This is a genomic window from Janthinobacterium sp. DSP2-3-3, assembly GCF_049897325.1.
Classification (GTDB): Bacteria; Pseudomonadota; Gammaproteobacteria; order Burkholderiales; family Burkholderiaceae_D; genus Janthinobacterium.
Window position 1 is genome coordinate 376,123 of record NZ_JAFCWA010000004.1, and the last position, 21,899, is coordinate 398,021.

The 21,899-nt window shown below is 62.7% G+C and carries 24 protein-coding genes; 9 read left to right on the top strand and 15 right to left on the bottom strand.

The features are described 5' to 3' along the window. The first annotated feature begins 9 nt into the window (after positions 1-9). The gene (gene waaA, locus ACP7DE_RS10710; protein WP_426072075.1) at positions 10-1,287 is read left to right on the top strand and encodes a lipid IV(A) 3-deoxy-D-manno-octulosonic acid transferase; all 1,278 of its coding nucleotides are present in this window, start codon (positions 10-12) and stop codon (positions 1,285-1,287) included. On the opposite strand, the gene ACP7DE_RS10715 is transcribed toward waaA, so the two are convergent. The 11 genes from ACP7DE_RS10715 to miaB form a co-directional block, all read right to left on the bottom strand. Further along, complete coding sequence (locus tag ACP7DE_RS10715; protein WP_426072182.1) at positions 1,284-2,207, bottom strand: M48 family metallopeptidase; 924 nt, start codon at positions 2,205-2,207, stop codon at positions 1,284-1,286. The genes waaA and ACP7DE_RS10715 overlap by 4 nt on opposite strands. A 44-nt stretch (positions 2,208-2,251) precedes the next feature. Next, on the bottom strand, positions 2,252-2,992 hold the full coding sequence (locus ACP7DE_RS10720) for a lysophospholipid acyltransferase family protein (RefSeq protein ID WP_426072076.1): 741 nt from the start codon (positions 2,990-2,992) through the stop codon (positions 2,252-2,254). 16 nt (positions 2,993-3,008) lie between these two features. Next, positions 3,009-3,596 (bottom strand): D-glycero-beta-D-manno-heptose 1,7-bisphosphate 7-phosphatase, encoded by a 588-nt coding sequence (gene gmhB / locus ACP7DE_RS10725; RefSeq protein ID WP_426072077.1) that lies wholly within the window; start codon positions 3,594-3,596, stop codon positions 3,009-3,011. After that, a complete protein-coding gene (gene glyS, locus ACP7DE_RS10730) occupies positions 3,596-5,698 on the bottom strand; it encodes a glycine--tRNA ligase subunit beta (protein ID WP_426072078.1) in 2,103 nt (700 codons plus the stop codon). The genes gmhB and glyS overlap by 1 nt, the downstream gene beginning before the upstream one ends. A gap of 53 nt (positions 5,699-5,751) precedes the next feature. Next, positions 5,752-6,669 carry a glycine--tRNA ligase subunit alpha gene (gene glyQ / locus ACP7DE_RS10735; RefSeq protein ID WP_426072079.1) on the bottom strand — a complete coding sequence of 306 codons (918 nt, stop codon included), beginning with the start codon at positions 6,667-6,669 and terminating at the stop codon, positions 5,752-5,754. A gap of 147 nt (positions 6,670-6,816) precedes the next feature. Then, the gene (gene lnt / locus ACP7DE_RS10740) at positions 6,817-8,343 is read right to left on the bottom strand and encodes an apolipoprotein N-acyltransferase (RefSeq protein ID WP_426072080.1); all 1,527 of its coding nucleotides are present in this window, start codon (positions 8,341-8,343) and stop codon (positions 6,817-6,819) included. A gap of 79 nt (positions 8,344-8,422) precedes the next feature. Beyond that, positions 8,423-9,301: an HlyC/CorC family transporter gene (locus ACP7DE_RS10745; protein WP_034746750.1), complete on the bottom strand. Its 879-nt coding sequence runs from the start codon at positions 9,299-9,301 to the stop codon at positions 8,423-8,425. A gap of 117 nt (positions 9,302-9,418) precedes the next feature. Further along, the gene (locus ACP7DE_RS10750) at positions 9,419-9,838 is read right to left on the bottom strand and encodes a DUF4259 domain-containing protein (RefSeq protein ID WP_426072081.1); all 420 of its coding nucleotides are present in this window, start codon (positions 9,836-9,838) and stop codon (positions 9,419-9,421) included. Next, positions 9,835-10,308: an rRNA maturation RNase YbeY gene (gene ybeY / locus ACP7DE_RS10755; protein ID WP_426072082.1), complete on the bottom strand. Its 474-nt coding sequence runs from the start codon at positions 10,306-10,308 to the stop codon at positions 9,835-9,837. The genes ACP7DE_RS10750 and ybeY overlap by 4 nt, the downstream gene beginning before the upstream one ends. Continuing rightward, on the bottom strand, positions 10,292-11,356 hold the full coding sequence (locus tag ACP7DE_RS10760) for a PhoH family protein (RefSeq protein WP_426072083.1): 1,065 nt from the start codon (positions 11,354-11,356) through the stop codon (positions 10,292-10,294). Before ACP7DE_RS10760 ends, ybeY begins: the two co-directional genes overlap by 17 nt. Then, the gene (miaB, locus tag ACP7DE_RS10765) at positions 11,353-12,720 is read right to left on the bottom strand and encodes a tRNA (N6-isopentenyl adenosine(37)-C2)-methylthiotransferase MiaB (protein ID WP_426072084.1); all 1,368 of its coding nucleotides are present in this window, start codon (positions 12,718-12,720) and stop codon (positions 11,353-11,355) included. The genes ACP7DE_RS10760 and miaB overlap by 4 nt, the downstream gene beginning before the upstream one ends. 686 nt (positions 12,721-13,406) lie before the next feature. On the opposite strand from miaB, the gene ACP7DE_RS10770 reads away from it, so the two are divergent. After that, positions 13,407-13,733, top strand: coding sequence for a hypothetical protein (locus tag ACP7DE_RS10770; protein ID WP_034746769.1), 327 nt, complete (start codon positions 13,407-13,409; stop codon positions 13,731-13,733). Between the two features lie 152 nt (positions 13,734-13,885). On the opposite strand, the gene ACP7DE_RS10775 is transcribed toward ACP7DE_RS10770, so the two are convergent. Both ACP7DE_RS10775 and ACP7DE_RS10780 read right to left on the bottom strand, forming a co-directional pair. Further along, positions 13,886-14,731, bottom strand: a complete 846-nt coding sequence (locus ACP7DE_RS10775) for an HDOD domain-containing protein (protein ID WP_426072085.1) — start codon at positions 14,729-14,731, stop codon at positions 13,886-13,888. Then, complete coding sequence (locus ACP7DE_RS10780) at positions 14,728-15,066, bottom strand: hypothetical protein (protein WP_426072086.1); 339 nt, start codon at positions 15,064-15,066, stop codon at positions 14,728-14,730. Before ACP7DE_RS10780 ends, ACP7DE_RS10775 begins: the two co-directional genes overlap by 4 nt. Before the next feature lie 206 nt (positions 15,067-15,272). Here ACP7DE_RS10780 and ACP7DE_RS10785 point away from each other — a divergent pair, with 206 nt between their 5' ends. The 3 genes from ACP7DE_RS10785 to ACP7DE_RS10795 are packed head-to-tail and all read left to right on the top strand — an operon-like array spanning position 15,273 to position 17,998. After that, positions 15,273-16,838, top strand: a complete 1,566-nt coding sequence (locus tag ACP7DE_RS10785) for a sensor histidine kinase (RefSeq protein ID WP_426072087.1) — start codon at positions 15,273-15,275, stop codon at positions 16,836-16,838. A 15-nt stretch (positions 16,839-16,853) separates the two neighbouring features. After that, positions 16,854-17,441: a DUF1697 domain-containing protein gene (locus tag ACP7DE_RS10790; protein WP_426072088.1), complete on the top strand. Its 588-nt coding sequence runs from the start codon at positions 16,854-16,856 to the stop codon at positions 17,439-17,441. After that, positions 17,441-17,998 carry a DUF3224 domain-containing protein gene (locus ACP7DE_RS10795; RefSeq protein WP_426072089.1) on the top strand — a complete coding sequence of 186 codons (558 nt, stop codon included), beginning with the start codon at positions 17,441-17,443 and terminating at the stop codon, positions 17,996-17,998. The genes ACP7DE_RS10790 and ACP7DE_RS10795 overlap by 1 nt, the downstream gene beginning before the upstream one ends. 104 nt (positions 17,999-18,102) lie before the next feature. Here ACP7DE_RS10795 and ACP7DE_RS10800 read toward each other — a convergent pair whose 3' ends face one another. Further along, a complete protein-coding gene (locus tag ACP7DE_RS10800) occupies positions 18,103-18,507 on the bottom strand; it encodes a hypothetical protein (protein ID WP_426072090.1) in 405 nt (134 codons plus the stop codon). 331 nt (positions 18,508-18,838) lie between these two features. Between ACP7DE_RS10800 and ACP7DE_RS10805 the strand changes: the two genes are divergently transcribed. From ACP7DE_RS10805 to ACP7DE_RS10820, 4 genes are read left to right on the top strand one after another with little or no spacing between them, the layout of a single operon-like run. Then, positions 18,839-19,192: an ArsR/SmtB family transcription factor gene (locus ACP7DE_RS10805; protein WP_426072091.1), complete on the top strand. Its 354-nt coding sequence runs from the start codon at positions 18,839-18,841 to the stop codon at positions 19,190-19,192. A gap of 7 nt (positions 19,193-19,199) precedes the next feature. Beyond that, positions 19,200-19,625, top strand: a complete 426-nt coding sequence (locus tag ACP7DE_RS10810; protein WP_426072092.1) for a YeeE/YedE family protein — start codon at positions 19,200-19,202, stop codon at positions 19,623-19,625. Positions 19,626-19,633: 8 nt separating this feature from the next. Then, positions 19,634-20,065, top strand: a complete 432-nt coding sequence (locus ACP7DE_RS10815) for a DUF6691 family protein (RefSeq protein ID WP_426072093.1) — start codon at positions 19,634-19,636, stop codon at positions 20,063-20,065. Between the two features lie 43 nt (positions 20,066-20,108). Continuing rightward, positions 20,109-20,966: a ChaN family lipoprotein gene (locus ACP7DE_RS10820; protein WP_426072094.1), complete on the top strand. Its 858-nt coding sequence runs from the start codon at positions 20,109-20,111 to the stop codon at positions 20,964-20,966. 27 nt (positions 20,967-20,993) lie between these two features. Here ACP7DE_RS10820 and ACP7DE_RS10825 read toward each other — a convergent pair whose 3' ends face one another. Continuing rightward, entirely contained in the window at positions 20,994-21,821 is an 828-nt protein-coding gene (locus ACP7DE_RS10825; RefSeq protein WP_426072095.1) for an IclR family transcriptional regulator domain-containing protein, read from the bottom strand. Positions 21,822-21,899: the final 78 nt, after the last annotated feature.

A 21,899-nucleotide genomic window follows, 5' to 3' on the forward strand; every position in this document is an offset into this window, starting at 1 on the left:
TTACCTATCATGCGACTTCTTTACACCTTTGCCTGGTGGCTGGCCTTGCCCCTGGTGCTGGCGCGGCTGTGGCTGCGCGGACGCCAGGAACCCGGCTACCGCCAGCATTGGGGCGAGCGCCTGGGTTTTTACGGGCGCCAGTTGGAGTCCAAGATGCCGACGCTCTGGCTACACGCCGTGTCCGTCGGCGAGACGCGCGCGGCCGAGCCGCTGATCGATGCGTTGCTGGCCGCATGGCCCGATTGCCGCATCGTCCTCACGCACATGACGCCCACGGGACGCGCCACGGGCAAGTCCCTGTTCGCCAAGCACGGCGCGCGCCTGGTACAAAGCTACCTGCCGTACGACACGGGGGCCATGCCTGCCAGTTTCATCCGCCATTTCGCGCCGCGCATCTGCATCCTGATGGAGACGGAAGTGTGGCCGAATCTGATCCACCAATGCAATCGCCACGGCGTGCCCGTGGTGCTGGCCAATGCGCGACTGTCGCAGCGTTCGCTGGGCAAGGCGCAGCGCCTGGGCAAACTCATCGCCGATGCGGCGCGCGGCATCACTCTGGTGGCGGCGCAGACGCAGGACGACGCCGAGCGCGTGCGCCAGCTGGGCGTGCAGGACGTGGTCGTCACGGGCAGCATCAAGTTCGACGTCGTCGTGCCCGAGGCGGCGCTGGCGACGGGGGCGGCTCTGCGCGCAGCCATCGGCCAGCGGCCCGTTCTGCTGTGCGCCAGCACGCGCGAGGGGGAGGAGCAGTTGATCCTCGAAGCGCTGGCGCGCGCTAGCCTGCCACCTGGCGCGCTGCTGCTGATCGTGCCGCGCCATCCGCAGCGCTTCGACGAGGTGGAAAAAATGGTCGCCGCGCACGGCCTGGCCGTGCAGCGCAGGTCCGGCCTGACGCAGGACGACGCCGTTGCCGCGGGCACGCAGGTGCTGCTGGGTGACTCGATGGGCGAGATGTTTGCCTATTACGCGGCCTGCGATTGCGCTTTCGTTGGCGGCAGCCTGCTGCCGCTGGGCGGGCAAAACCTGATCGAGCCGGCGGCCCTGGGCAAGCCCGTGCTGATCGGTCCCCATACCTTCAACTTTGCGCTGGTGACCGAGCAGGCGATTGCCGCCGGCGGCGCCGCACTGGTGGCGGACGCCGATGCGCTGATGGCGCAAGCATTGGCATTGCTGCAGGATCCGGCGCGCCTGGCGGCTATGGGACAAAAGGCGCTGGCCTTCGCGGCGCAGCACCGGGGTGCCACGCCGCGCACGATCGCTGCCATCAAGACCCTGCTGCCCGTTTAATTGAACAAGACGGGGAGTTCCTGCGAGCGTTTTCTCAGCGCCTGCTTGGCGCCATCGTAATCGGGATAGATCGATTCCACGGTGGCCCAGAAGCGGGGGCTGTGGTTCATTTCCAGCAGGTGCGACAGTTCGTGCGCCACCACGTAGTCGATGAGCGGCAGGGCGAAGTGGATCAGGCGCCAGTTCAGGCGGATCTTGCGCTCGATGGTGCAGCTGCCCCATCGCGTGCCGGCCGAGGATAGCGATAATGAATCGTAGCGCACACCCAGCTTGTCCGCATACAGGTCCAACCGCGCCTCGAACAGCTGGCGCGCTTCATGCTGGAACCAGCCTTTCACTTTTTCCTTCAACTGTTGTTCGCTGCCCGTGGGCGTGACCCATACGTGCAATTCATTCGTCTCGCGCTGGAAGCTGGCGCGGTGGCGCGGCGCCTGGTGCAATCGTAATGTGATCTCGCCACCGAGATAGGGCAACACGGCGCCATCGATCCATTCCACGGGGGGGCGTTGCTGGCGCTGCACCTTGCGCTCGCCCCGTTCCAGCAGCTTCGAGACGATCCAGCCTTGCTTGGCGCGGATGGCGTTGTCGATTTCGGCCAGGGTGACGCGCTTGGGTGCCGTGACGCGCAAACCGTTATCGTCGATCATGAAGCCGATGGAGCGGCGCGTTGAGCGGCGCAGGGCGAATTCGACGAGGTGGCTGCCCAGCTGAAGCTGGCGCAATGGCGGGCCATCGGCGGTGCGTGGCGGGGACGGCAGGGGAGGCGGGGCAGGACGAACGATGGGGGGCGCGGGTGCCACTAGCGGTGGCGCCACGGGCGGCGCTGGCGGTGCCGTGGGGCGCACCGCCGGGGGCGTGCTGGTCGAGACGTCATGCGCGAACAAATCCAGTTGCTGGTCGCCGACCTTGATGGTCTTCATCTGCTGGCGCAGAGTCGGCTCCTGGATGACCGCGCTGATGCCGTCTAGCCAGCGTTGTAGGCGTGAGGCGAAATGACGCGCATTTCTGATTCTATCCAATTTTCCACCTGTTGCATCATGCTGTCCGGGGTTTGCCCTTCCGGCGAAATCGGTTCGCCTATCGAGACGGTGATCAGTCCCGGGCGTTTGAGGAATGACTGCTTGGGCCAGCATTCGCCTGAATTATGCGCAATCGGCACCACCACGGCGCCCGTGGCGATGGCCAGGCGCGTGCCGCCGCTCTTGTACTTGCCCGCCTGGCCCACCGGAATGCGGGTGCCTTCGGGGAACATGATAATCCATTGGCCGTCAGCCAGGCGGCGTTTGCCATGCGCGACCACGCTTTTGAAGGCATGCTTGCCCTGCTTGCGGTCGATGGGGATCATGCGCAGCAGCGCCATCGCCCAGCCAAAGAAGGGGATGTACAGGATCTCCTTCTTGAACACATACACCAGCGGACGGGGCAGGCTGGGCAGCAAGAAGATGGTTTCCCATGCCGACTGGTGCTTTGACAGCACGATGGCCGGCGCATCCGGGAAGTTCTCGGCGCCCTTGACTTCATAGCGGATGCCGCAAATGATCTTGGCGCACCACAGGATAAACACGTTCCAGCGCGAGGTGACCCAATAGCGCTTGTTGTAGCTCAATGGCGCGGCAAAAAAGCACACGCAGGCCCAGACGATGGTGGCCACGATCATGATGGTCATGAACAGCAGGGATCGCAGGAACAGGGAAATATTACGCAATGCGGTTCTCCGAAAATTAGATACTGAATGCCACGCTGGGCGCTGGTGCCGCTGGCGCCTTGAGCAGGTGGCTGACCACGGCGGCCAGGTCGGGGAAGACCTGGCTGCCAGGCGGCAAGCCACCAGTTTCGTTGGTTTTTTCGCCCTTGCCCGTCAAGACCAGGTAGGGCACGCAGCCGCTGATGAAACCTGCCTGCAGATCGCGCAGCGAATCGCCAACGGTGGGCACGCCTTTCAGATTGGTGTTGTAGCGCTTCGAGATTTCATGGAACATGCCCGGTTTCGGCTTGCGGCAGTCGCAATTGTCCGCGCCCGCGTGCGGGCAAAAGAAGATGGCGTCGATATCGGCGCCCACCTGCTGCGCCAGGGTATGCATCTTCTGGTGGATCGCGTTCAGCACCGTCATGTCGAAGTACTCGCGCGCGATGCCCGACTGGTTCGATGCGACGACGACGCGATAGCCGGCCTGGTTCAGGCGGGCTATCGCTTCGAGCGAACCGGGAATCGGCAGCCATTCGGCCGGCGACTTGATGAAGTCCGGCGAGTCATGATTAATGACGCCGTCGCGGTCGAGAATAATCAGTTTCAGCGCCGGCGTGCCCATTATGCCGCCAGCTTGGAAATGTCGGCCACGCGGTTCATCATGCCGTGCAGCGACGACAGCAAGGCCAGGCGGTTGTTGCGCAGGGCGACATCTTCGGCCATCACCATCACGTCGTTGAAGAAGCCATCGACGTCGTCGCGCAGCTGCGCCAGCGTTTGCAGGGTGCTGGTGAAGTCGCCTTTGGCGAAGGCCGCGTCGACTTCCGGCTGCACGCGCGAGACGGCGGCGGCGAGTTTTTTCTCCGCTTCGTCCTGCAGCAGCGCCACGTTGACGCCATTGTCGGCAACCAGCTTGAGCGCTTCCTCGTTCTTTTTCAGGATGTTCGTGATGCGCTTGTTGGCGGCGGCCAGCGAGGCGCTTTCCGGCAGGGCGGCAAACGCCTGCACGGCTTCCAGGCGCTGAACGATGTCGTCCAGGCGGTCCGGATTTTGCGCCACGACGGCTTCGATTTCATTCGGCGAGAAACCGCGTTCGCGCAAAATGCCGCGCAGGCGGTCCAGCATGAAAGTGGTGACGTCCGCCACAGGGTCCTTGAAGCCGGGGATGGCGGCAAATTGCGAAGCGGCGTCGCCCAGCAAGCTCTGGATCGACAGGGGCAAGCGCTTTTCCAGCAGCATGCGCAGCACGCCCAGGGCGTGGCGGCGCAGCGCGAACGGGTCCTTGTCGCCCGTGGGTGCCAGGCCGATAGCCCAGATGCCGACCAGGGTTTCGAGCTTGTCGGCCAGGGCCACGGCGGTGCCGGTGGCGGTCGATGGCAGGCTGTCGCCGGCAAAGCGCGGCTGGTAATGCTCGGAGGCGGCCAGCGCCACTTCTTCCTGCTCGCCGTCATGGCGCGCGTAGTACGTGCCCATGATGCCTTGTAGTTCCGGGAATTCGCCCACCATGTCGGTCAGCAGATCGGCCTTGGCCAGCAGGGCGCCGCGTTCGGCCAGGGCCGCGTCGTAGCCCAATTTGGCGGCGATGGCGCCGGCCAGCGACTTGACGCGCTCTGTGCGGGCGGCTTGCGTCCCCAGTTTGTTGTGGTAGACGACGTTGGCCAGCAGCGGCAAACGCGATGCCAGCGTTTTCTTCTTGTCTTGCTCGAAGAAGAACTTGGCGTCCGACAGGCGCGGACGCACGACGCGCTCGTTGCCGCCGATGATGTGTTCGGGCGTGTCCGTTTCGATGTTCGAGACGATCAGGAAGCGCGAGCGCAGCTTTCCTTCACTGTCGGTCAGCGCGAAGTATTTCTGGTTTGTCTGCATGGTGAGGATCAGGCATTCCTGCGGCACGGCCAGGAATTCTTCCTCGAAGTGGCACTCATACACGACCGGCCATTCGACCAGGGCCGTGACTTCGTCGAGCAGTGCTTCTGGCATCAGCACCTGGTCGGCACCGGCCTTGTCCAGCAGCTGGGCGCGGATGCGTTCCTTGCGCTCCTCGTTGCTGGCGATGACGCTGGCGTTGAGGATCAGGGACGGCGCATAGTTTTCCGCGTGCGCGATGGTGATAGCCTTGCCGTCGGTCAGGAAGCGGTGGCCCAGGGTGGTGCGGCCGGCGCTAAGGCCCAGCAGGGTCAAAGGCAGCACGTTGATGCCATGCAGTGCGATCAGGCTGTGGGCAGGGCGCACGAATTGCACGGTCGTGCCATCCGGGCGCTGATAGCTCATCAGTTTTGGAATCGGCAGCTTGGCGGCCGATTCGCTCAGGGCCGCCTGCGCGCCGGTGGCGAGCTGGCTGCCAGGGGCCGTGTAAGTGTAGAAGAAGCTTTCGGCCTTGCCATCGGCGGCGCGTTCCAGGTCGGCCACCGTCAGCTCGGGGAAGCCCAGCGCCGCCAGTTTCTTGGCCAGCGGCGGCGTGCCGTTGCCGTTCGCGTCCAGCGCCACGGAGACGGGCAGGACTTTTTCACGAATGGATTTATCGGGCGAGACTTCGCGCACGTTGGTGATGGAGACGGCCAGGCGGCGCGGCGAGGCATAGCTGGTGGCGACGCTGTCGGCTTCCAGGAAATCGCGCGCCTTGAGGCCGTTGACGATGCCGGCGGTAAAGGCCGCGCCCAGTTTGGCCAGCGCTTTCGGCGGCAGTTCTTCGGTCAGCAGTTCGATGAGCAGTGTTTGGTTCATGGTGTTCTTGTCTGGTACGGCGATGTAGAGGCTCGAATGATGGAGGCTCGAAGTTAAGCGGCGGCGGGTTGGTCTGCGGCGGGCAGCATCGGGAAACCGAGGCGCTCACGTGAGTCGTAATACGCTTGCGCCACCAGGCGCGACAGGGTGCGCACACGGCCGATATAGGCGGCGCGTTCCGTCACCGAGATGGCGCCACGCGCGTCCAGCATATTGAAGCTGTGCGAGGCCTTCATGATTTTCTCGTAGGCGGGCAGGGTCAGTTGCAGCTCGATCAGGCGCTTGGCTTCCGCTTCGTAGTTGCTGAACTGTTCGAACAGCAGGTCCGTATTCGCGTGCTCGAAGTTGTAGGTCGATTGCTCCACCTCGTTCTGGTGGAAGACGTCGCCGTAGGTCAGTTTTTTGGTCACGCCGTTTTCTTCCCACTCGGTCCAGACCAGGTCATACACGTTTTCCACGCCTTGCAGATACATGGCCAGGCGTTCGATGCCGTAGGTGATCTCACCCAGTACGGGCTTGCAATCGAGGCCGCCCACTTGCTGGAAGTAGGTAAATTGGGTCACTTCCATGCCATTCAGCCAGACTTCCCAGCCCAGGCCCCAGGCGCCCAGAGTCGGGCTTTCCCAGTCGTCTTCGACGAAGCGCACGTCATTCTGTTGCAGGTCCAGGCCCAGTGCGACCAGCGAACCCAGATACAGGTCGAGGATGTTTTCCGGCGCGGGCTTCAAGACCACCTGATACTGGTAGTAGTGCTGCATGCGGTTCGGGTTTTCGCCATAGCGGCCATCTTTCGGGCGGCGCGACGGCTGCACATACGCGGCGCGCCAGGGTTCCGGGCCGATAGCGCGCAGGAAGGTACCGGTGTGGAAGGTGCCGGCGCCGACTTCCATGTCGTAAGGCTGGAGCAGGGCGCAACCTTGCTTGTCCCAATAGGTTTGCAAGGTCAGGATAATTTGTTGAAATGTGAGCATCGTATGAGTTCGCCGCGCGGGAGGCTGCGCGCTGTAAGGGGTTGCTTGAAGCCCGGACGCAGTTAATCAAGCGCGTCCGGGCCGGAGTTTTGCTAATTTTAGCGGTTTTTACGGGCCCACTGTGACTCTTCGGGCAATATCGGCCGCTTATTGCGGCGCGGCGCGGCCACGGCGCGCGGCGCGCGACAGCAGGAAGGCCGCCAGCAGGGCCAGTGTGGCCAGGGCCAGCACCAGTTTATTGCCATACAAAATGTACGGCGTCATGCCGCCCATGCCTTGCACCTTGGCTGCCAGCGTGGCTTGCTGTTCCGGCGGCAGCAGGCTTTGCACCACGCCTTTGCCGTCGATGACGGCGGTGGCGCCCGTATTCGTCGAGCGCAGCATCGGGCGGCCCGTTTCCAGGCTGCGCATCTGCGAAATCTGCAGATGCTGCGGGATGGCGATCGAATCGCCAAACCAGGCCAGGTTGGAGATATTCAGCAGCACCGAGGCCGACTGCTTGCCATTGCGGTGGGCGCTGGCCAGCTGGCCCGCGATTTCTTCACCAAACAAGTCTTCGTAGCAGATATTCGGCAGCACCAACTGGTCGCGCACCTGGAGCGGCGCTTGCACGTCGGCGCCGCGGCCCATGTCGCCCAGCGGGATGGCCATCATGGCGACAAACCAGTGCAGGCCGGGCGGCACAAATTCGCCGAATGGCACCAGGTGGTGCTTGCGGTACTGGTAGTAGGGGCCAGCCGCGCTGTTGGGCGTGATGCCCAGCGCCGCATTGTAGAAGCGCTGCTGTTCGTCGAACACGGGCATACCGAGCAAAATCGTGCTGCCCGTCTGCTGCGAATAAGTCGCCAAGCTATCCAGATAGCCGGGCGGCAGCTGGTGCGGCAGCACGGTGACGGCCGTTTCCGGCGTGGCGATCAGGTCGGCCGGCGCGCTGGTGATGGCGCTCTGGTACATTTGCAGGGCGCCCAGCACGAAGCCGGGGTCGAATTTCTGCTGCTGCGGCACATTGCCTTGCAACAGGCGCACCGTGATCGGGCGTCCGACCGGATGGGTCCAGTTCATGTATTGCAAGCTATAGCCTGCCGCGTACAGGGCGATGACGCCGCCCAGCGCGCTCCAGCGCGTGCGGTGCAGGGGGTGGACTAGCAAGAGCAGGGCACCGGCCGATAGCGCCGCCAGCCAGCCCAGGCCATATGCGCCGACGATGGGGGCAAAGCCGGCCAGCGGGCTGGTATTGTGGGCATAGCCCGTGGCCAGCCACGGGAAACCCGTAAACAGCCAGCCGCGCGTCCATTCGAACAGGGTCCACAGGGAAGGTAAGATCAACAGCGTCATTGTCGGCAGCGAGAGTACCCAGCGCTGGCGCAGCCAGGCGGCCGCGCCCATGGCCAGGGCTACATAAATGGCCATCAAGAGTGCCAGCAGGGCCACGGCGATGGCCGCCAGCGGCGCGGCCATGTCGCCATAACGGTGCATGGAAATGTACAGCCAGTGCGTGCCGGCCGCGCACCAGCCAAAACCGTAGGCCCAGCCGATCAGCGTGCCGGCCTTGACGTTCGCCGCGCGCAGCACCTGGTAGAACAGTACGCCCAGGCTGAGGATTTGCAGCGGCCAGTAACCGAAAGGGGCGAACGCCAGCACCGCGACGGCGCCGGCGATGGCGGCAGTCAGCATGCGCGCCCACGTGCTGCGGGGCTGTTTGGCGGGGGCGTTGGGATCCAAGCGTCTGAAACGCATTTACAGCACGCGCATGTCAGAGTTCCAGTTCCGGCACGTTGGGCAGGCGCTCGACGAGCAGCACGTGCACCTGGCGCGCATCGGCGCGCAGCACCTCGAAGCGCAAATTGCCCAGGTCGAAAATATCGCCCTTGTGCGCCATGCGGCCCAGGTACTTCGAGACCAGGCCGCCGATGGTGTCGACGTCGTCGTCCACCAGGTGGCTGCCGACTTCTTCGTTGAACTGTTCGATCTCGGTCAGCGCCTTGACGCGCCAGCGGGGGCCGAACTGGCCTTCCTTGAGCGACAGGATATTGTCCTCGGCTTCGTCGAAGTCGTATTCGTCCTCGATATCGCCGACGATCTGTTCCAGCACGTCTTCGATGGTGATCAGGCCGGCGACGCCGCTGTATTCATCGACGACGATGGCCATGTGATTGTGGTTGGCGCGGAAATCGCGCAGCAGCACATTCAGGCGTTTCGATTCGGGGATGAAGATGGCGGGGCGCAGCATGTCGCGGACGTCGAAAGTTTCTTCTGCGTAATAACGCAGCAAATCTTTCGCCAGCAGGATACCGATGACCTTGTCGCGCTCGCCTTCGATCGCGGGGAAGCGCGAGTGGGCGGTGGACAGGACTTCCGGCATCCATTCCTCGATCGGCTTGCTGATGTCGATGACATCCATTTGCGAACGGGGAATCATGATGTCGCGCGCACAGAGATCCGATACCTGGAACACGCCTTCGATCATCGACAGGGCGTCGGCGTCGATCAGCTTGCGTTCATGCGCATCGTGTAGAACTTCGAGCAATTCTGCACGGTTCTCTGGCTCGGGGGATATGAGTGCGGTCAGGCGTTCAAACAGTGACCGGTGGGGCTTGACGTCAGTTCTGACGCCACTAGGGTGCTCGGGCATAGGAGGCGTGAGCCGTTGTTGCGAAGGGATATAGGATACACCAAAAGTGGGCCAATACCGGATTTCCCCGCTTTTGATGCAAATTTAATACGTTGAAGTGTGCCGTTGCCCGACGTTTCAGGCGTCCTGGCCCAGCACGCGTGCGCGCAAGGCTGCCACGTCCGCCTGCCAGTCGGCGAAATGCTCGCTGTCCTGCCATAGCTGGCGCAGTTCCGACGTTTCCGCCACGATCTTGTCCAGTGCCAGGCGTGCTTTTTCCAGCAACGGCGGCGTGACTTTCTTCTTGCAGGCAGCGACCCATGCGTCCACTTCGGCGGTGGCCGGGTCGTCCTCGCCCGGTTTGCCCAGCAGGCGCGCGATTACTTCCAGCGCGGCCAGCGCTTCGGCGGCAAACGGCGCTTCCAGTTCCGCTGCCTGGCTGTCGATGACGTTGTCGAGCGTCGTCTCGACCAGTTCCAGGGTTCTATATTCGTGCAAATCCTGCGCCCAATCCATGGCGTAGTCGTTGCCGAAGGCATCCAGTGCCCAGGTGCTCATGGCGCGCACTCCTGGTACGGGTCGGTGATGCCGAGTTTCGCGAGGATGTCCGTTTCCAGGCCCTCCATCTCGGTGGCTTCCTCGTCATCCATGTGGTCGTAGCCCTGCGCATGCAGCACGCCGTGCACGATCAAATGGGCCGTATGCTCTTCCACGCTTTTCTTTTGCTCTTGCGCTTCCTTTTCCAGCACGTCCGTGCACAGGATGATGTCGGCGCGCGTGGGCTCGTCGTCACCGAGTTCTTCGCCTTCGTTGTAGGCAAAGGTCAGCACGTTGGTGGCGTAATCCTTTTCGCGGTAGTCGCGGTTCAAGGTACGGCCTTCTTCCGCATCGACGAAGCGGATGGTGAATTCGGCCGGCGCGAACAGAGCCGCCTTGACCCAGCGGCGCACTTTCGGCCGCGTGATCAGGGTTTCCAGGCGGGCGTCCGGGTATTGCACGGACAGCGAGAGTTTATTTTTTTCGGACATTTTTGGCGGCAGCTGGTTTCAATAAGGGGAGTAACTGGGCGGCGTTGGCGCCGGCCGCCTGCGCCGTTTCATAGGCATCGACGATGCGGGCGACGAGCGGATGGCGCACCACGTCGCTACTGTTAAATTGCGTAAAGCCGATGCCGCGCACATCTTTCAGCACGTGTACGGCGTCGATCAGACCGCTTGTCTGGCTCTTGTGCAGGTCGACTTGCGTCACGTCGCCCGTCACCACGGCCTTGCTGCCAAAGCCGATGCGCGTCAAAAACATCTTCATCTGCTCGACGGTGGTGTTTTGCGCTTCATCGAGGATGACGAAGGCATGGTTCAGGGTGCGCCCGCGCATATAGGCCAGCGGGGCGATCTCGATCACCTGTTTTTCAAACAGTTTTTGCGTGCGGTCAAAGCCCAGCAAATCGTACAGTGCGTCGTACAGGGGACGCAGGTAAGGGTCGACCTTTTGCGCCAGGTCGCCCGGCAAAAAGCCCAGGCGTTCGCCCGCTTCGACGGCGGGGCGCGTCAGGATGATGCGCTTGACGGCGTCGCGTTCGAGCGCGTCGACGGCGCAGGCGACGGCCAGGTAAGTCTTGCCCGTGCCGGCCGGACCCACGCCGAAGCTGATGTCGTGTTCGAGGATGTCGCGCAGGTAGGCGATCTGGTGCGGCGTGCGCCCGCGCAGGTCGCTGCGCCGGGTTTTCAGCACGGGGCTGGCGATGTCCGGCTCGACGAAGGTGCTGATGGGCGCGTTGGTATGGTGTTCCGAGGCGGCGGACAGCCCTGCGCGCTGTTCCACCAGGGCCAGCTGCACTTCTTCCAGCGGCACGACCTTGTTGGCGATGGCGTAGAACTGTTCGAGAATTTCCACGGCGCGTACGGCATTGCTGCCGCCAACGATGAATTTCTCGCCGCGGCGGAAGATCGTCACGTCGAGAGCGGCGGAAATCTGGCGCAGGTTTTCATCGAGCGGCCCGCACAGATGCGCCAGGCGCGTGTTGTCCAGCGGCTCGGGGATGAAGTAATGCGGCTGTATCGGGGCTTTGGTTTTCAACTGGCTCTTTTCAATGCGGGTGCGCTGGCGACAAGTTCGCCGCGCAGGGTGTAGGAATGGCTTTCGGTGATGCGCACGTCGACCAGTTGGCCGACCAGCTGCAGCGCGTCCGGGCCGGCGTCGAAATTGACCACGCGGTTGTTTTCCGTGCGGCCTTGCAGCTCGCGATCAATCGTATCTTTCTTCGAGCGGCCTTCGACGAGGATGGTTTGCACGCTGCCCACCATGGCCAGGCTGTACTTGCGCGTGTTGGCGTCGATGGCCGCCTGCAGCTGCTGCAAACGGGCCAGCTTGACGTCATGCGGCGTGTCGTCTTCCAGGCTGGCAGCCGGCGTGCCGGGGCGCTTGCTGAAGATGAAGCTGTAGCTGTTGTCGAAACCGACGTCGGCGATCAGCTTCATCATGGCGTCGAAGTCGGCCTGGGTCTCGCCAGGGAAACCGACGATGAAGTCCGAGGAAATGGCCATGTTCGGGCGCACGGCGCGGATGCGGCGGATGATGGACTTGTATTCGAGGCCCGTGTAGCCGCGCTTCATGGCGCCGAGGATCTTGTCGGAACCGTGCTGCGCCGGCAGGTACAAATGGTCGACCAGTTGCGGGATCTTGGCATAGGCGTCGATCAGGCGCTGCGTGAATTCCTTCGGGTGGCTGGTGACGAAGCGCATGCGGGCGATGCCGGGAATGTCGGCCACGTACTCGAGCAGCAGGGCGAAGTCGGCGATCTCTCCCCCTTCCATCGCGCCGCGGTAGGCGTTCACATTTTGGCCCAGCAGGGTGATTTCCTTGACGCCCTGGGCGGCCAGTCCCGCCACTTCCGTCAGCACGTCCTCGAAGCGGCGCGACACTTCTTCGCCGCGCGTGTAGGGCACGACGCAGTAGCTGCAATATTTGCTGCAGCCTTCCATGATGGAGACAAACGCCGAAGCGCCGTCCACTTTGGCCGGCGGCATGTGGTCGAACTTTTCGATTTCCGGGAAGCTGATGTCGACCTGCGAGGCGCCGCTGGAGCGACGCAGGGCTATCATCTGCGGCAGGCGGTGCAGGGTTTGCGGGCCGAAGACCATGTCGACATACGGCGCGCGCTTGACGATGGCGTCGCCTTCCTGCGAGGCCACGCAGCCGCCCACACCGATCAAGAGGTGCGGCTTGGCCAGTTTCAGCTCGCGCAGACGGCCCAGGTCGGAAAACACTTTTTCCTGCGCCTTTTCGCGCACGGAGCAGGTGTTGAGCAGGATCACATCGGCATCTTCCGGCGTGTCGGTACGCACCAGGCCGTCGGAGGCGCCCAGCACGTCGGCCATCTTGTCTGAGTCGTACTCGTTCATCTGGCAGCCGAAGGTTTTAATGAATACTTTTTTCTGCATGGAGTCGGGTGCTTATCGGTAAATGTGGCGGCAAATAAATGGGGCAAAAAATGGGGCAAAAAATGGGGCAAATAAGTGTGGCGGCAAGGTGGCTTGCGCCGTGCGCCGCCCAGGGTGGGGACGGTGGATGACCGGCCGGGCGCCTCTGGCTGCCCGGTGGCAGGCTCGCTGCAAGTTCAAGCCATAGTTTAGCGTAAATCGCCGGGACGGGCCATGTCGCGCTGATCTTGCCGACCAGATTGCAGCGTGAATACGGCGCACGACATGACGATGCTGAAAAGCATTTATTGCCGTACGACACCATTGATTTGTAACAAGTTGCTGCAAAGCCTTGTGCGCGCCCGCTGGCATCCTAATGTGTTGAAATAGCATCGTTTCCAAGCCAACCAGCAGCTTGATTGATATTTAACAATCAGGAAGTTTGCGCGAGGCGCAGATGCGGCCTGTTTGGGCTAGTATATTGTCTTATATGCAATTCATTTTAGTGAATTGCACGTGTTTTACTCACGCGGCATGCTGCACACGTTGGCTGAACGTGGCTGTGCGAGTCCTGTGCAGGCAGTGCGAGAAGGAGGGAAGAAGGAGGGGAGGCTGAATCGGATGGGAAGACGTTTATTTAAACACTCTAAGCCAGCCTTAAGTTCGTATCGGCATTATTTTCTACATTCACCAGACGAGGAAAAATCATGGCACATCATGCATTAGCATCGCAAGAGAGTTACAACCCGAATCACCTGCTGGATATTCTGCTGAGCAAGATGCAGCTGAAAAACGACGCAGCCCTGTCGCGCCTGCTTGAAGTGGCGCCACCCGTCATCAGCAAGATCCGCCACCACCGCTTGCCGGTCGGCGCCTCGCTGTTGATCCGCATGCACGAAGTGACGGGCATGAGCATCCGTGACCTGCGCGACTTGATGGGCGACCGCCGCACCAAGTATCGTCTGTCCGACGCCCAGGGTCGTCCAAAAGCGGAAGACCGCGGCGATGCGCAAGAATCGAATTACGCGCACTGATGTGGTTGCGCGCTGACTGTGCCGCTTGCGTAGCTGCTGGCGGCAACAGGCTGGCGCGGACCGGGCAGCATGGACCGGGTAAGATGGATATACCGCAGTACCCATAACGGCTTTCGCTTCGCGGCGAGAGCCGTTGGCATTTGGCGCGGCGGTTAGCTCAGCAGTGCCGAGGTGATTTCGTCGTAGCGCAGCTCCGTTTCACGGAACAGTTGCAGATACGTGTCTTCGCCCAGGCCCAGCGCATCCCAGGCCACCGGCGAGACGCGCGGCACCATGTCGTCGCCCGCTTGCGCCAGGTCGAGCGCGCAGACGATAGCATTGGCCACGTGGATCAGCGCTGCCAGGAAGCCGGCCCCCGGCGCTTCCGGCTGCAGGTAGTTGGCCAGTGCCAGGTGCATGGTGTCGGAAAAATTCCAGTGCTCGGCCAGTGCCACGCCTGCCTGCACATGGTCCACGCCCAGCACGGCCCGCTCCGCTTCGAGCAGGCTGCTATCGTGCGTTGCCTGGTGCGCGATGACTTGGGCGTAGTGCGCGGGAAAACTGCTGACCAGCACCAGACGGCCGATGTTATGCAGCAAGCCGGCCGTAAAGGCGTAATCCTGGTTAAAGCGGATCTGCCGCGCCAGCACCTTGGCGCAGGCGGCCGTCGCCACCGAATGGCGCCAGAAAGCCTTGTCGTCGAAGCCGGGACAGCGTCCTTCCGGGAAGCAACCCGTGATGGCGGCGGACGTGATCAGGCTGCGCGTGGTCTGGAAGCCCAGGTAGGTAATCGCCTGCTGGATGGTGGTGGCCTTCACTTGCAGGCCATATTGGGAAGAGTTGGCCAGGCGCAAGGTTTTCGCCGTCAGCGCCTGGTCGTACGACACTTTTTTGGCCAGCACGGAAATATCGACGTCTTCCTGGTCGATGCTGTTGAGTAACTCCATCACGACGGCGGGCAGCGAGGGCAGGTTATCAAGGTGGGCGACGATATCGTCTAGGGTCAACTGGGTGCTCATGTCGCGTCTCCCGTACCCAGGCGGTATTGCATGACATAGCTGCGCAGCAAGGTGGTGGCCGCGTCCTCGGGATCGTCCGGATCATGCTTGCGGAACAGATGGGCTAGCCGCGCGCTGTGGGCCGCTTGCTGTGCGGCGATTGCTTCCGGCGAGGGCGGCGGCGCCTGGATCGGCAGCATGTCGATGCCGTGGCGCGGCATCAGGGCCAGCATGTTTTCCGTTAGTACCGCGCCTTGCGGCAACAGCACTTGTCCATGCGCGTCGAGCAAGACATCCGACAAGACCATGCCAGGACGCACTTGTTCAAGGGGTAGATGTTGATGCATGACCGCCATGACGACTCCTTAGATGATTGCGGGATATTACCATTGCCATGACGCAATGTCTCAACCTGTATCAAGACCACGCTGGAAAACGGGGCTGCTGTAAATCTTGCCAATAAGCATGTCATACCGTACATTTGCTTCAGGCTGTTGTCCGCTGACGTATCTGCGCCCGCACCGCGGGCCGGCGAGCTGCCTGGTCCGGGGAGTGTTGATCGATGGTGAGTATCCAAGTCCGGCTGACCCTGCTTTTTGTCGTGATCGTCACCTTGGTGTTGGGCATTTCCGGCAGCTATACCCAATATACACTGAGCCAGGAACTCGAATCGGGCAGTGCGCGCCTGCGCAGCGGCGTGCTGACGCGCTTGCAGACCAGCTTGCCTTCCGCCCTGTGGGACCTCGATAAATCCAAGGTCGACAGCATCGTCGCTGCCGAAATGCTGCCGCCGGAACTGGTCGGCATCCGCGTCTACGATGCTTCCGTGGGCCTGTTCGCGGGCGAAGTGCGCGATGCGGCCGGCACCTTGGTGCCTTTGACCTCCGACGTGGCCATGGGCGGCATGCCCGTCGAGGCGCCGCTGGTGTTCCGCGACGCCGTCGCGGCGGCCACGGGTGGCAAGCCGGTGATCGTCGGCAAGGTCATCGTCAATTTCAGCCGTGCGCAGATCGATGCGGCCCTGCGCAGCGAAGTGCGGCGCAAGGTGCTGGAAGTGTTGCTGCTTGACATCATCCTGGTGGGTGCTCTGGCGCTGAGCCTGCGCATCGTCTTCGGGCCCTTGAAACAGTTGCGCGACGGCTTGATCGACCTGGCCACGCGCGGCAGCGATGAGGTCGAGGAGTTGCCGGAAAACCGGCGCGACGAATTGGGCGACGTGATCCGCGGCTTCAATGCCGTGCAGCGCAAGCTCAAGTCCATCATCGAGGGCAGCCGCGAGGCGGAAGACATGGCGCGCCGTTCGCAGCAGGAGACGGCGCAGGCCATGGACGAGCTGCGCCGCGCGCAGGAATCGTTGCTGCAGTCGGAACGCCTGGCCTCGCTGGGCAGCCTGGTGGCGGGCGTGGCGCATGAAATCAATACCCCGGTCGGCATTGCGCTGACCAGCGCTTCGGTGCTGAAGGAAGCCACCGATCACATCAGTGCAGCGGTGGCCGGCGGCAGCGTGAAGAAAACCGATATCGTGCGTTACCTGGAAACGGCCAGCGAAAGTGCGCGGCTGATCATGAACAATGCCTACCGCGCCGCACATCTGATCCACAGCTTCAAGCAGATCGCCGTCGACCAGGTCAGCGAGGCGCGCCGTTTGTTCGAATTGCGCGACTATATCGGTGAAGTGGTCTCGAGCCTGCAGCCGACCTTGAAAAAGACGCGCATCAGCATCGATATCCATTGTCCGCCTGACATCATGCTCGACAGCTATCCGGGCGCGCTGGCGCAGGTGCTGACCAATTTGGTCTTGAACTGTGTCGAGCACGCCTTCGATGCAGATACTGCCGGTAACATCCATATCGGCGTGCGCCGCGACGGCGAGTGGATCTCCATGCAGGTGCGCGACAACGGCCGCGGCATCGCGCCCGATATGCTCGACCGCGTGTTTGACCCGTTTGTCACCACGCGGCGCGGACAGGGCGGCACGGGCTTGGGCTTGAATATCGTGTTTAACTTGATTGCCAAGCAGTTTGGCGGCACCATCACGGTCAGCAGCACGCTGGGGCAGGGCGCGACATTCCTGCTGCGTCTGCCCACGGTGACGCCGTTACCTGACAGCACCAGCAGCCAGGCATAGGCAAGGAGAAGAGACATGGCACAGCTAGAAAACAGTCAGCAAGTCGCGTTTTTGCGCGGGATCAATGTGGGCCGTGCCAAGCGCGTGGCCATGGCCGATCTGCGCAAGCTGCTGGGCGACTTGGGTTTTGCGCAGGTACGTACCGTACTCAACAGCGGTAACGTCGTATATGAGGGGGGCAAGGTGGCACCGGCCGAGGCCGCTGCCCGCATCGAAGAAGCGCTGGTACTGAAACTGGGCGTGGCGGCCAGGGTGACGGTGCTGTCGGCCAGCCAGTTTGCCGAACTGATGGAGCAGAACACCTTGGCGCCCGCGGCCGATGCCGCCCGTCTGCTGACGCTGGTGCTGAACAATCCTGCCGACGTGCAGCGCCTGGCGCCGTTACTGCAGCGGCCGTGGCAGCCGGAAGCGCTGGCGCTGGGGCGGTGGGCAGCGTATGCATGGTGTCCCGATGGCGTGCTGGCCAGCAAGGTGGTGGCGGCGCTGGGCGTACTGCTGGGTGATGGCGTCACCTCGCGCAACTGGGCCACCATGCAAAAATTACATGCGCTGCTGAACGGGCCCGATGCGGCTGCCACATCCTCATTTTCCAAGGAGTACTGATGCCTGCCATTACCGGCGCATTCGACGTCACCATCAGCCCGGAAACCTTGTCGGACACGGCCGCGCAGTCGGGGTTGGGACGCTTGTCGCTAGCCAAGCGCTACCATGGCGCTCTCGACGCCAGCGCACAGGGCGAGATGCTCAGCGTGCGCGCCGCCGTGGCCGGTTCGGCAGGCTATGTGGCGCTGGAACGGGTCGAGGGTGCCCTGGACGGGCGCCACGGCAGTTTTTATCTGCAGCACAGCGGCAGCATGACGCGCGGTGCGCCCGCCTTGTCGGTGACGGTGGTGCCCGATACGGGGACGGGCCAGTTGCAAGGGCTGTCGGGCAAGGGCTGTCGGGCAGCCTGGCCATCCGCAGCGAAGACGGCAAGCATTATTATGATTTCACGTATGACATTGCTGAGACGCCATGAACTGGGATATCGTCAAGGGCGTGCTGATCCTGCTGGTCGCCGGCAGCGCCCTGGGCATGGCATTCGTACTCATGTCCGCCTCGGGGCCGGACAAGGCAGGCTGCATCGCGCGCGCCCTGAAATCAGGCATTCCTGTGGGTAATATCGAGAGAGTCTGCCGTCTGCTGGACAAGTCGTAGCGCAGATAAAAAATTCCGCGCAAGGCGGAATTTTTTACGCTGGCGCCATGACGCCGCACAAGTCGCTTCAACTATCGAATTTTTCCTGTTTTTCACCGTGCATGCTCAAGGCCAGCAAACCCAGTCCCACCATTAACATTGAAACCATGCTCGCTTCTGGCACGGGCGGCGGTACATTGGATTGCTGTGCAGGCGCTGCCGTGATGGGCTTGGGAGGTGCCAGGGTGCCATGGCGTGCGCCGTTGCTCCAGTGTGACACCGTAATCGCGGTACTGCTGGCCAGCAGGCGCGCGTACGGCAAGTCCGGCGTTTCCCAGCCGGGATTGTTATTCAAGCTGATGCTTTCATCGATCGTCACAGCTTCGCTGGCATCGTGTAGCTTGCCCACCGTCGTATCGCTGACTGCCGCCACGCTCCATGCACTGGCCGACAGCGCCAGCATGGCCACGCATAGCGGCTGAAAGATCTTCATCTTTGACTCCTTGGTTCACCGTTCGGCGCGGCCGAAACCGGCCTGCGCCTGGACGGACAATGCGCCTGTACGGGGGCGTATCACGATTTTTCTGATGAGGTCTTATTACAGCACAAATCGTGGCAATTTTGCTACGTAAATTTGCATTAAATTACGAATATTTATCATTTTGATAGTGCGAAGACTATCGCTGCCGCTCACTTTGCATGAGCACGCTATCGTTGAAAAACACTGTTGTTTTTTTGTGCGAATCGCCAGCAGGAAAACAATATATTGATTAGTATATTGTTTATCGCACGATGCACAACATGACCGCCTGTGGGAGGGCAAGATGGAGACAGTTGCAACACAACACGCCGAATACAAGCTCGATGCCATGCGCGCCTCGGCCTACAAAGCCAGCGCGCTGCTCAAGGCCATGGGCAATGCCGACCGCCTGATGCTGCTGTGCCAGCTTTCGCAGGGCGAGCATTGCGTCAGCGACCTTGAGCAAAAGGTGGGCATCGGCCAGCCGACCCTGTCGCAGCAACTGGGCGTGCTGCGCGAGGAAATGCTGGTGGCCACGCGGCGCGACGGCAAACAGATTTATTACCGTGTCGCCAGCGCATCCGTGTTGGCCGTGCTGCAGGTGTTGTACGCGCAATTTTGCGCGCCGCGCCCCCTGTTCAACGACGAAGCGGACTGACCTTGCCATGAGTATAGCCTGGCAACACTTCACCCCCTGGGCCTCGCTGGCCGGCGGCATGCTGATCGGCCTGGCGGCTGCCCTGCTGATCCTGTTCAATGGCCGCATTGCCGGCATCAGCGGCATCCTCGGCGGCCTGCTGCGCCCGCGCCAGGGCGACCTGGGCTGGCGTATCGCTTTTCTAGCGGGCCTGATCGGCACGCCCCTGTTGTATTCGCTGTGGCAAGCCTTGCCGCCTGTACAGATCGACGCGGCCACGCCGGCCCTGATCGTCGCGGGCCTGATGGTGGGCGTGGGCGTGCGCTATGGCGCCGGCTGCACCAGCGGCCACGGCGTGTGCGGCCTGTCGCGCCTGTCACCCCGTTCGCTGGCGGCCACCATGGCCTTCATGGCGGCCGGTTTCCTCACCGTGTATCTGTTGCGCCATCTGTGAGCAAGCCTATGAGCAAGCTACTTCTTTCCCTGTTAAGCGGCCTCGTCTTTGGCTTGGGCCTGATCGTTTCCGGCATGAGCAACCCGGCCAAGGTGCTTGGTTTCCTCGACCTGGCAGGCGCCTGGGACCCGTCGCTGGCGCTGGTGATGGGCGGTGCCATCGCCGTGGGCCTGCCTGCGTTCTGGCTGGCAGGACGGCGCAGCACGGCGCTGCTGGGCGAGCCCATGCAATTGCCAGCGGCGCGGCGCATCGACCGGCGTTTGCTGCTGGGCAGCCTGGCCTTTGGCGCAGGCTGGGGCATCGCCGGTTTCTGTCCCGGTCCCGCCCTCGTATCCCTGCTGGCGGGCCAGCCGAAGGCATGGATTTTTGTGGGCGCGATGCTGGCCGGTATGGCCCTCTTTGAAGTACTGGAGCGCCGCAAGGCACCCGCGCCGGCCTGAGACGGTACAATCTGGCGCATCGTCACTCTGGATACCCGCATACATGAAGACCGTGATTTTCCGCGCCGGCGCGCGTGCCGCCCTGCTGTGCAGCGTGCTGGCGCTGGCTGCCTGCGGCAACTTGCTGAAGAAGACAGCGCCGCCCGCTCCCGCGCCCGTGGCCGATACCTTGCCCAATCCGCAAGTATTGCTGCTGGGTGAAGTGCATGACAATGCGCAAGGCCAGCGCCTGCGCGTCGAGGAGTTGCAGCGCCGCCTGGCGGCTGGCTGGCGTCCCGTGATTGTCATGCAGCAGTTCGACCGCGAAAACCAGGCCTTGCTGACGCGCGCCGCGCGCGATTGCGCCGACCCCGACTGCATCATCCGCGTGATGGAACAGCCGCGCTGGGACTGGAGCTTGTACCGGCCCGTGCTGGACCTCGTCATCAGCTACCAGCTGACTCTGGTCGCCGGCAATTTGTCGCCGGCCGATGCCTCGCGCATCGTGCGCGACGGCATCCAATCGGCGATGCCGCCCGCCATGGTGGCCACTTACCTGGCCGCGCCCGTGCCGGCCGATATCCTGGACGGGCAACAGAAGGAGGTCCAGGCGGCCCGCTGCAATATGCTGCCCGAGATGATGATCAAAGGTGTCGTCAATGCCCAGGTGGCGCGCGATATCTGGATGGCCAAGCTGATCCGCGACCAGGCGCCGCGCGATGTGGTGCTGATCGCTGGCAATGCGCATGTGCGCAAGGATATCGGCGTGCCCCGCTGGCTGAAGCTGGCCGACCCGCAACTGAACGTGCGCAGCATCGGCTACCTGGAGCAGGGCGGCAGCGGCTACAAGGGCACGTTCGACTTGACGCAAACCATGCCGGCGCAGTCGCGTCCGGACCCGTGCGCGAAGTTCAAGCAATAAAACAAGCAATAAATCAAGCAATAAGCGCTACTGCTGCACCCGCACCAGGGCGCTGACCCGGCTGGCCGTATCGAGCAGTTTCGGCAAGCTGTGTTCCAGCAAATGCGCCACGGACGGCCCCGCCGTCTGGCCGCTGACATTGATCGCCGCCACCACCTTGCCGCCCCGGTCGAACACGGGCGCGGCCAGGGCGATCAAGCCCTGTTCCAGCTCTTCCTGCACCAGGCACCAGCCCTGGCGCCGCACTTGCGCAATCTCTTCCATCAAAGCCTCGATATCGACCTTGGTCGCCGGCGTGATTTTCAGCAGCGCCATCTTCGACAGCCGTTCGCGCAGCACGTCGGGCGTCAGGCCCGACAGCAAGACTCTGCCCATCGAAGTGCAGTAGGCGGGCAGGCGGCTGCCGATGCCCAGGTTGATCGACATGGTGCGGTGCGCGGACAGGCGTACCACGTACACGATGTCGTCGCCGTCGAGCACTGTAGCCGAGCACGACTGGCGCAAGGTGTGCATCAATGCTTCCAGCAGCGGCTGCGCCTGGGTCCACACGGGCAAGGACGACAGGTAGGCGTAACCGAGGTCGAGCACCTTGGGCGTCAGGCGGAACAGCCGCCCGTCCGCTTCCACATAACCGAGATGCAACAAGGTGAGCAAGATGCGCCGCGCGCCCGCGCGCGTCAGCTGCGCCCGTTCCGCCACTTCGCTCAAGGTCTGTTGCGGCGCCTCCGCGCCAAAGCTGCGCAAGACGGCCAGGCCCCGTGCGAACGATTGCACATAGCTGTCGCCAGGGCGGGGCGCGCCGTCGCCATCCAGGGTTTCTTCGGCGGAAAGGGGCGTGCTGCGGCGGTCGGTCATGGCGATTCCAATGGGTCAAGGTGGCAATTATAGCCATGGCGCTGGTGAAACCGGCAAATTGACAAGCGCGCCGATCAG

Excerpts from the sequence above, each read along its gene's own strand:
- ACP7DE_RS10805 (WP_426072091.1), top strand. The coding sequence starts at position 18,839 with ATGGAGACAGTTGCAACACAACACGCCGAATACAAGCTCGATGCCATG.
- ACP7DE_RS10775 (WP_426072085.1), bottom strand. The coding sequence starts at position 14,731 with ATGAGCACCCAGTTGACCCTAGACGATATCGTCGCCCACCTTGATAAC.
- waaA (WP_426072075.1), top strand. The coding sequence starts at position 10 with ATGCGACTTCTTTACACCTTTGCCTGGTGGCTGGCCTTGCCCCTGGTG.
- ACP7DE_RS10785 (WP_426072087.1), top strand. The coding sequence starts at position 15,273 with ATGGTGAGTATCCAAGTCCGGCTGACCCTGCTTTTTGTCGTGATCGTC.
- ACP7DE_RS10795 (WP_426072089.1), top strand. The coding sequence starts at position 17,441 with ATGCCTGCCATTACCGGCGCATTCGACGTCACCATCAGCCCGGAAACC.
- ACP7DE_RS10815 (WP_426072093.1), top strand. The coding sequence starts at position 19,634 with ATGAGCAAGCTACTTCTTTCCCTGTTAAGCGGCCTCGTCTTTGGCTTG.
- ACP7DE_RS10715 (WP_426072182.1), bottom strand. The coding sequence starts at position 2,207 with ATGAAGACCATCAAGGTCGGCGACCAGCAACTGGATTTGTTCGCGCAT.
- ybeY (WP_426072082.1), bottom strand. The coding sequence starts at position 10,308 with ATGTCCGAAAAAAATAAACTCTCGCTGTCCGTGCAATACCCGGACGCC.
- ACP7DE_RS10790 (WP_426072088.1), top strand. The coding sequence starts at position 16,854 with ATGGCACAGCTAGAAAACAGTCAGCAAGTCGCGTTTTTGCGCGGGATC.
- ACP7DE_RS10770 (WP_034746769.1), top strand. The coding sequence starts at position 13,407 with ATGGCACATCATGCATTAGCATCGCAAGAGAGTTACAACCCGAATCAC.
- ACP7DE_RS10810 (WP_426072092.1), top strand. The coding sequence starts at position 19,200 with ATGAGTATAGCCTGGCAACACTTCACCCCCTGGGCCTCGCTGGCCGGC.
- miaB (WP_426072084.1), bottom strand. The coding sequence starts at position 12,720 with ATGCAGAAAAAAGTATTCATTAAAACCTTCGGCTGCCAGATGAACGAG.
- lnt (WP_426072080.1), bottom strand. The coding sequence starts at position 8,343 with ATGCTGACTGCCGCCATCGCCGGCGCCGTCGCGGTGCTGGCGTTCGCC.
- ACP7DE_RS10820 (WP_426072094.1), top strand. The coding sequence starts at position 20,109 with ATGAAGACCGTGATTTTCCGCGCCGGCGCGCGTGCCGCCCTGCTGTGC.
- ACP7DE_RS10780 (WP_426072086.1), bottom strand. The coding sequence starts at position 15,066 with ATGGCGGTCATGCATCAACATCTACCCCTTGAACAAGTGCGTCCTGGC.
- ACP7DE_RS10745 (WP_034746750.1), bottom strand. The coding sequence starts at position 9,301 with ATGCCCGAGCACCCTAGTGGCGTCAGAACTGACGTCAAGCCCCACCGG.
- glyS (WP_426072078.1), bottom strand. The coding sequence starts at position 5,698 with ATGAACCAAACACTGCTCATCGAACTGCTGACCGAAGAACTGCCGCCG.
- gmhB (WP_426072077.1), bottom strand. The coding sequence starts at position 3,596 with ATGGGCACGCCGGCGCTGAAACTGATTATTCTCGACCGCGACGGCGTC.
- ACP7DE_RS10800 (WP_426072090.1), bottom strand. The coding sequence starts at position 18,507 with ATGAAGATCTTTCAGCCGCTATGCGTGGCCATGCTGGCGCTGTCGGCC.
- glyQ (WP_426072079.1), bottom strand. The coding sequence starts at position 6,669 with ATGCTCACATTTCAACAAATTATCCTGACCTTGCAAACCTATTGGGAC.
- ACP7DE_RS10750 (WP_426072081.1), bottom strand. The coding sequence starts at position 9,838 with ATGAGCACCTGGGCACTGGATGCCTTCGGCAACGACTACGCCATGGAT.
- ACP7DE_RS10825 (WP_426072095.1), bottom strand. The coding sequence starts at position 21,821 with ATGACCGACCGCCGCAGCACGCCCCTTTCCGCCGAAGAAACCCTGGAT.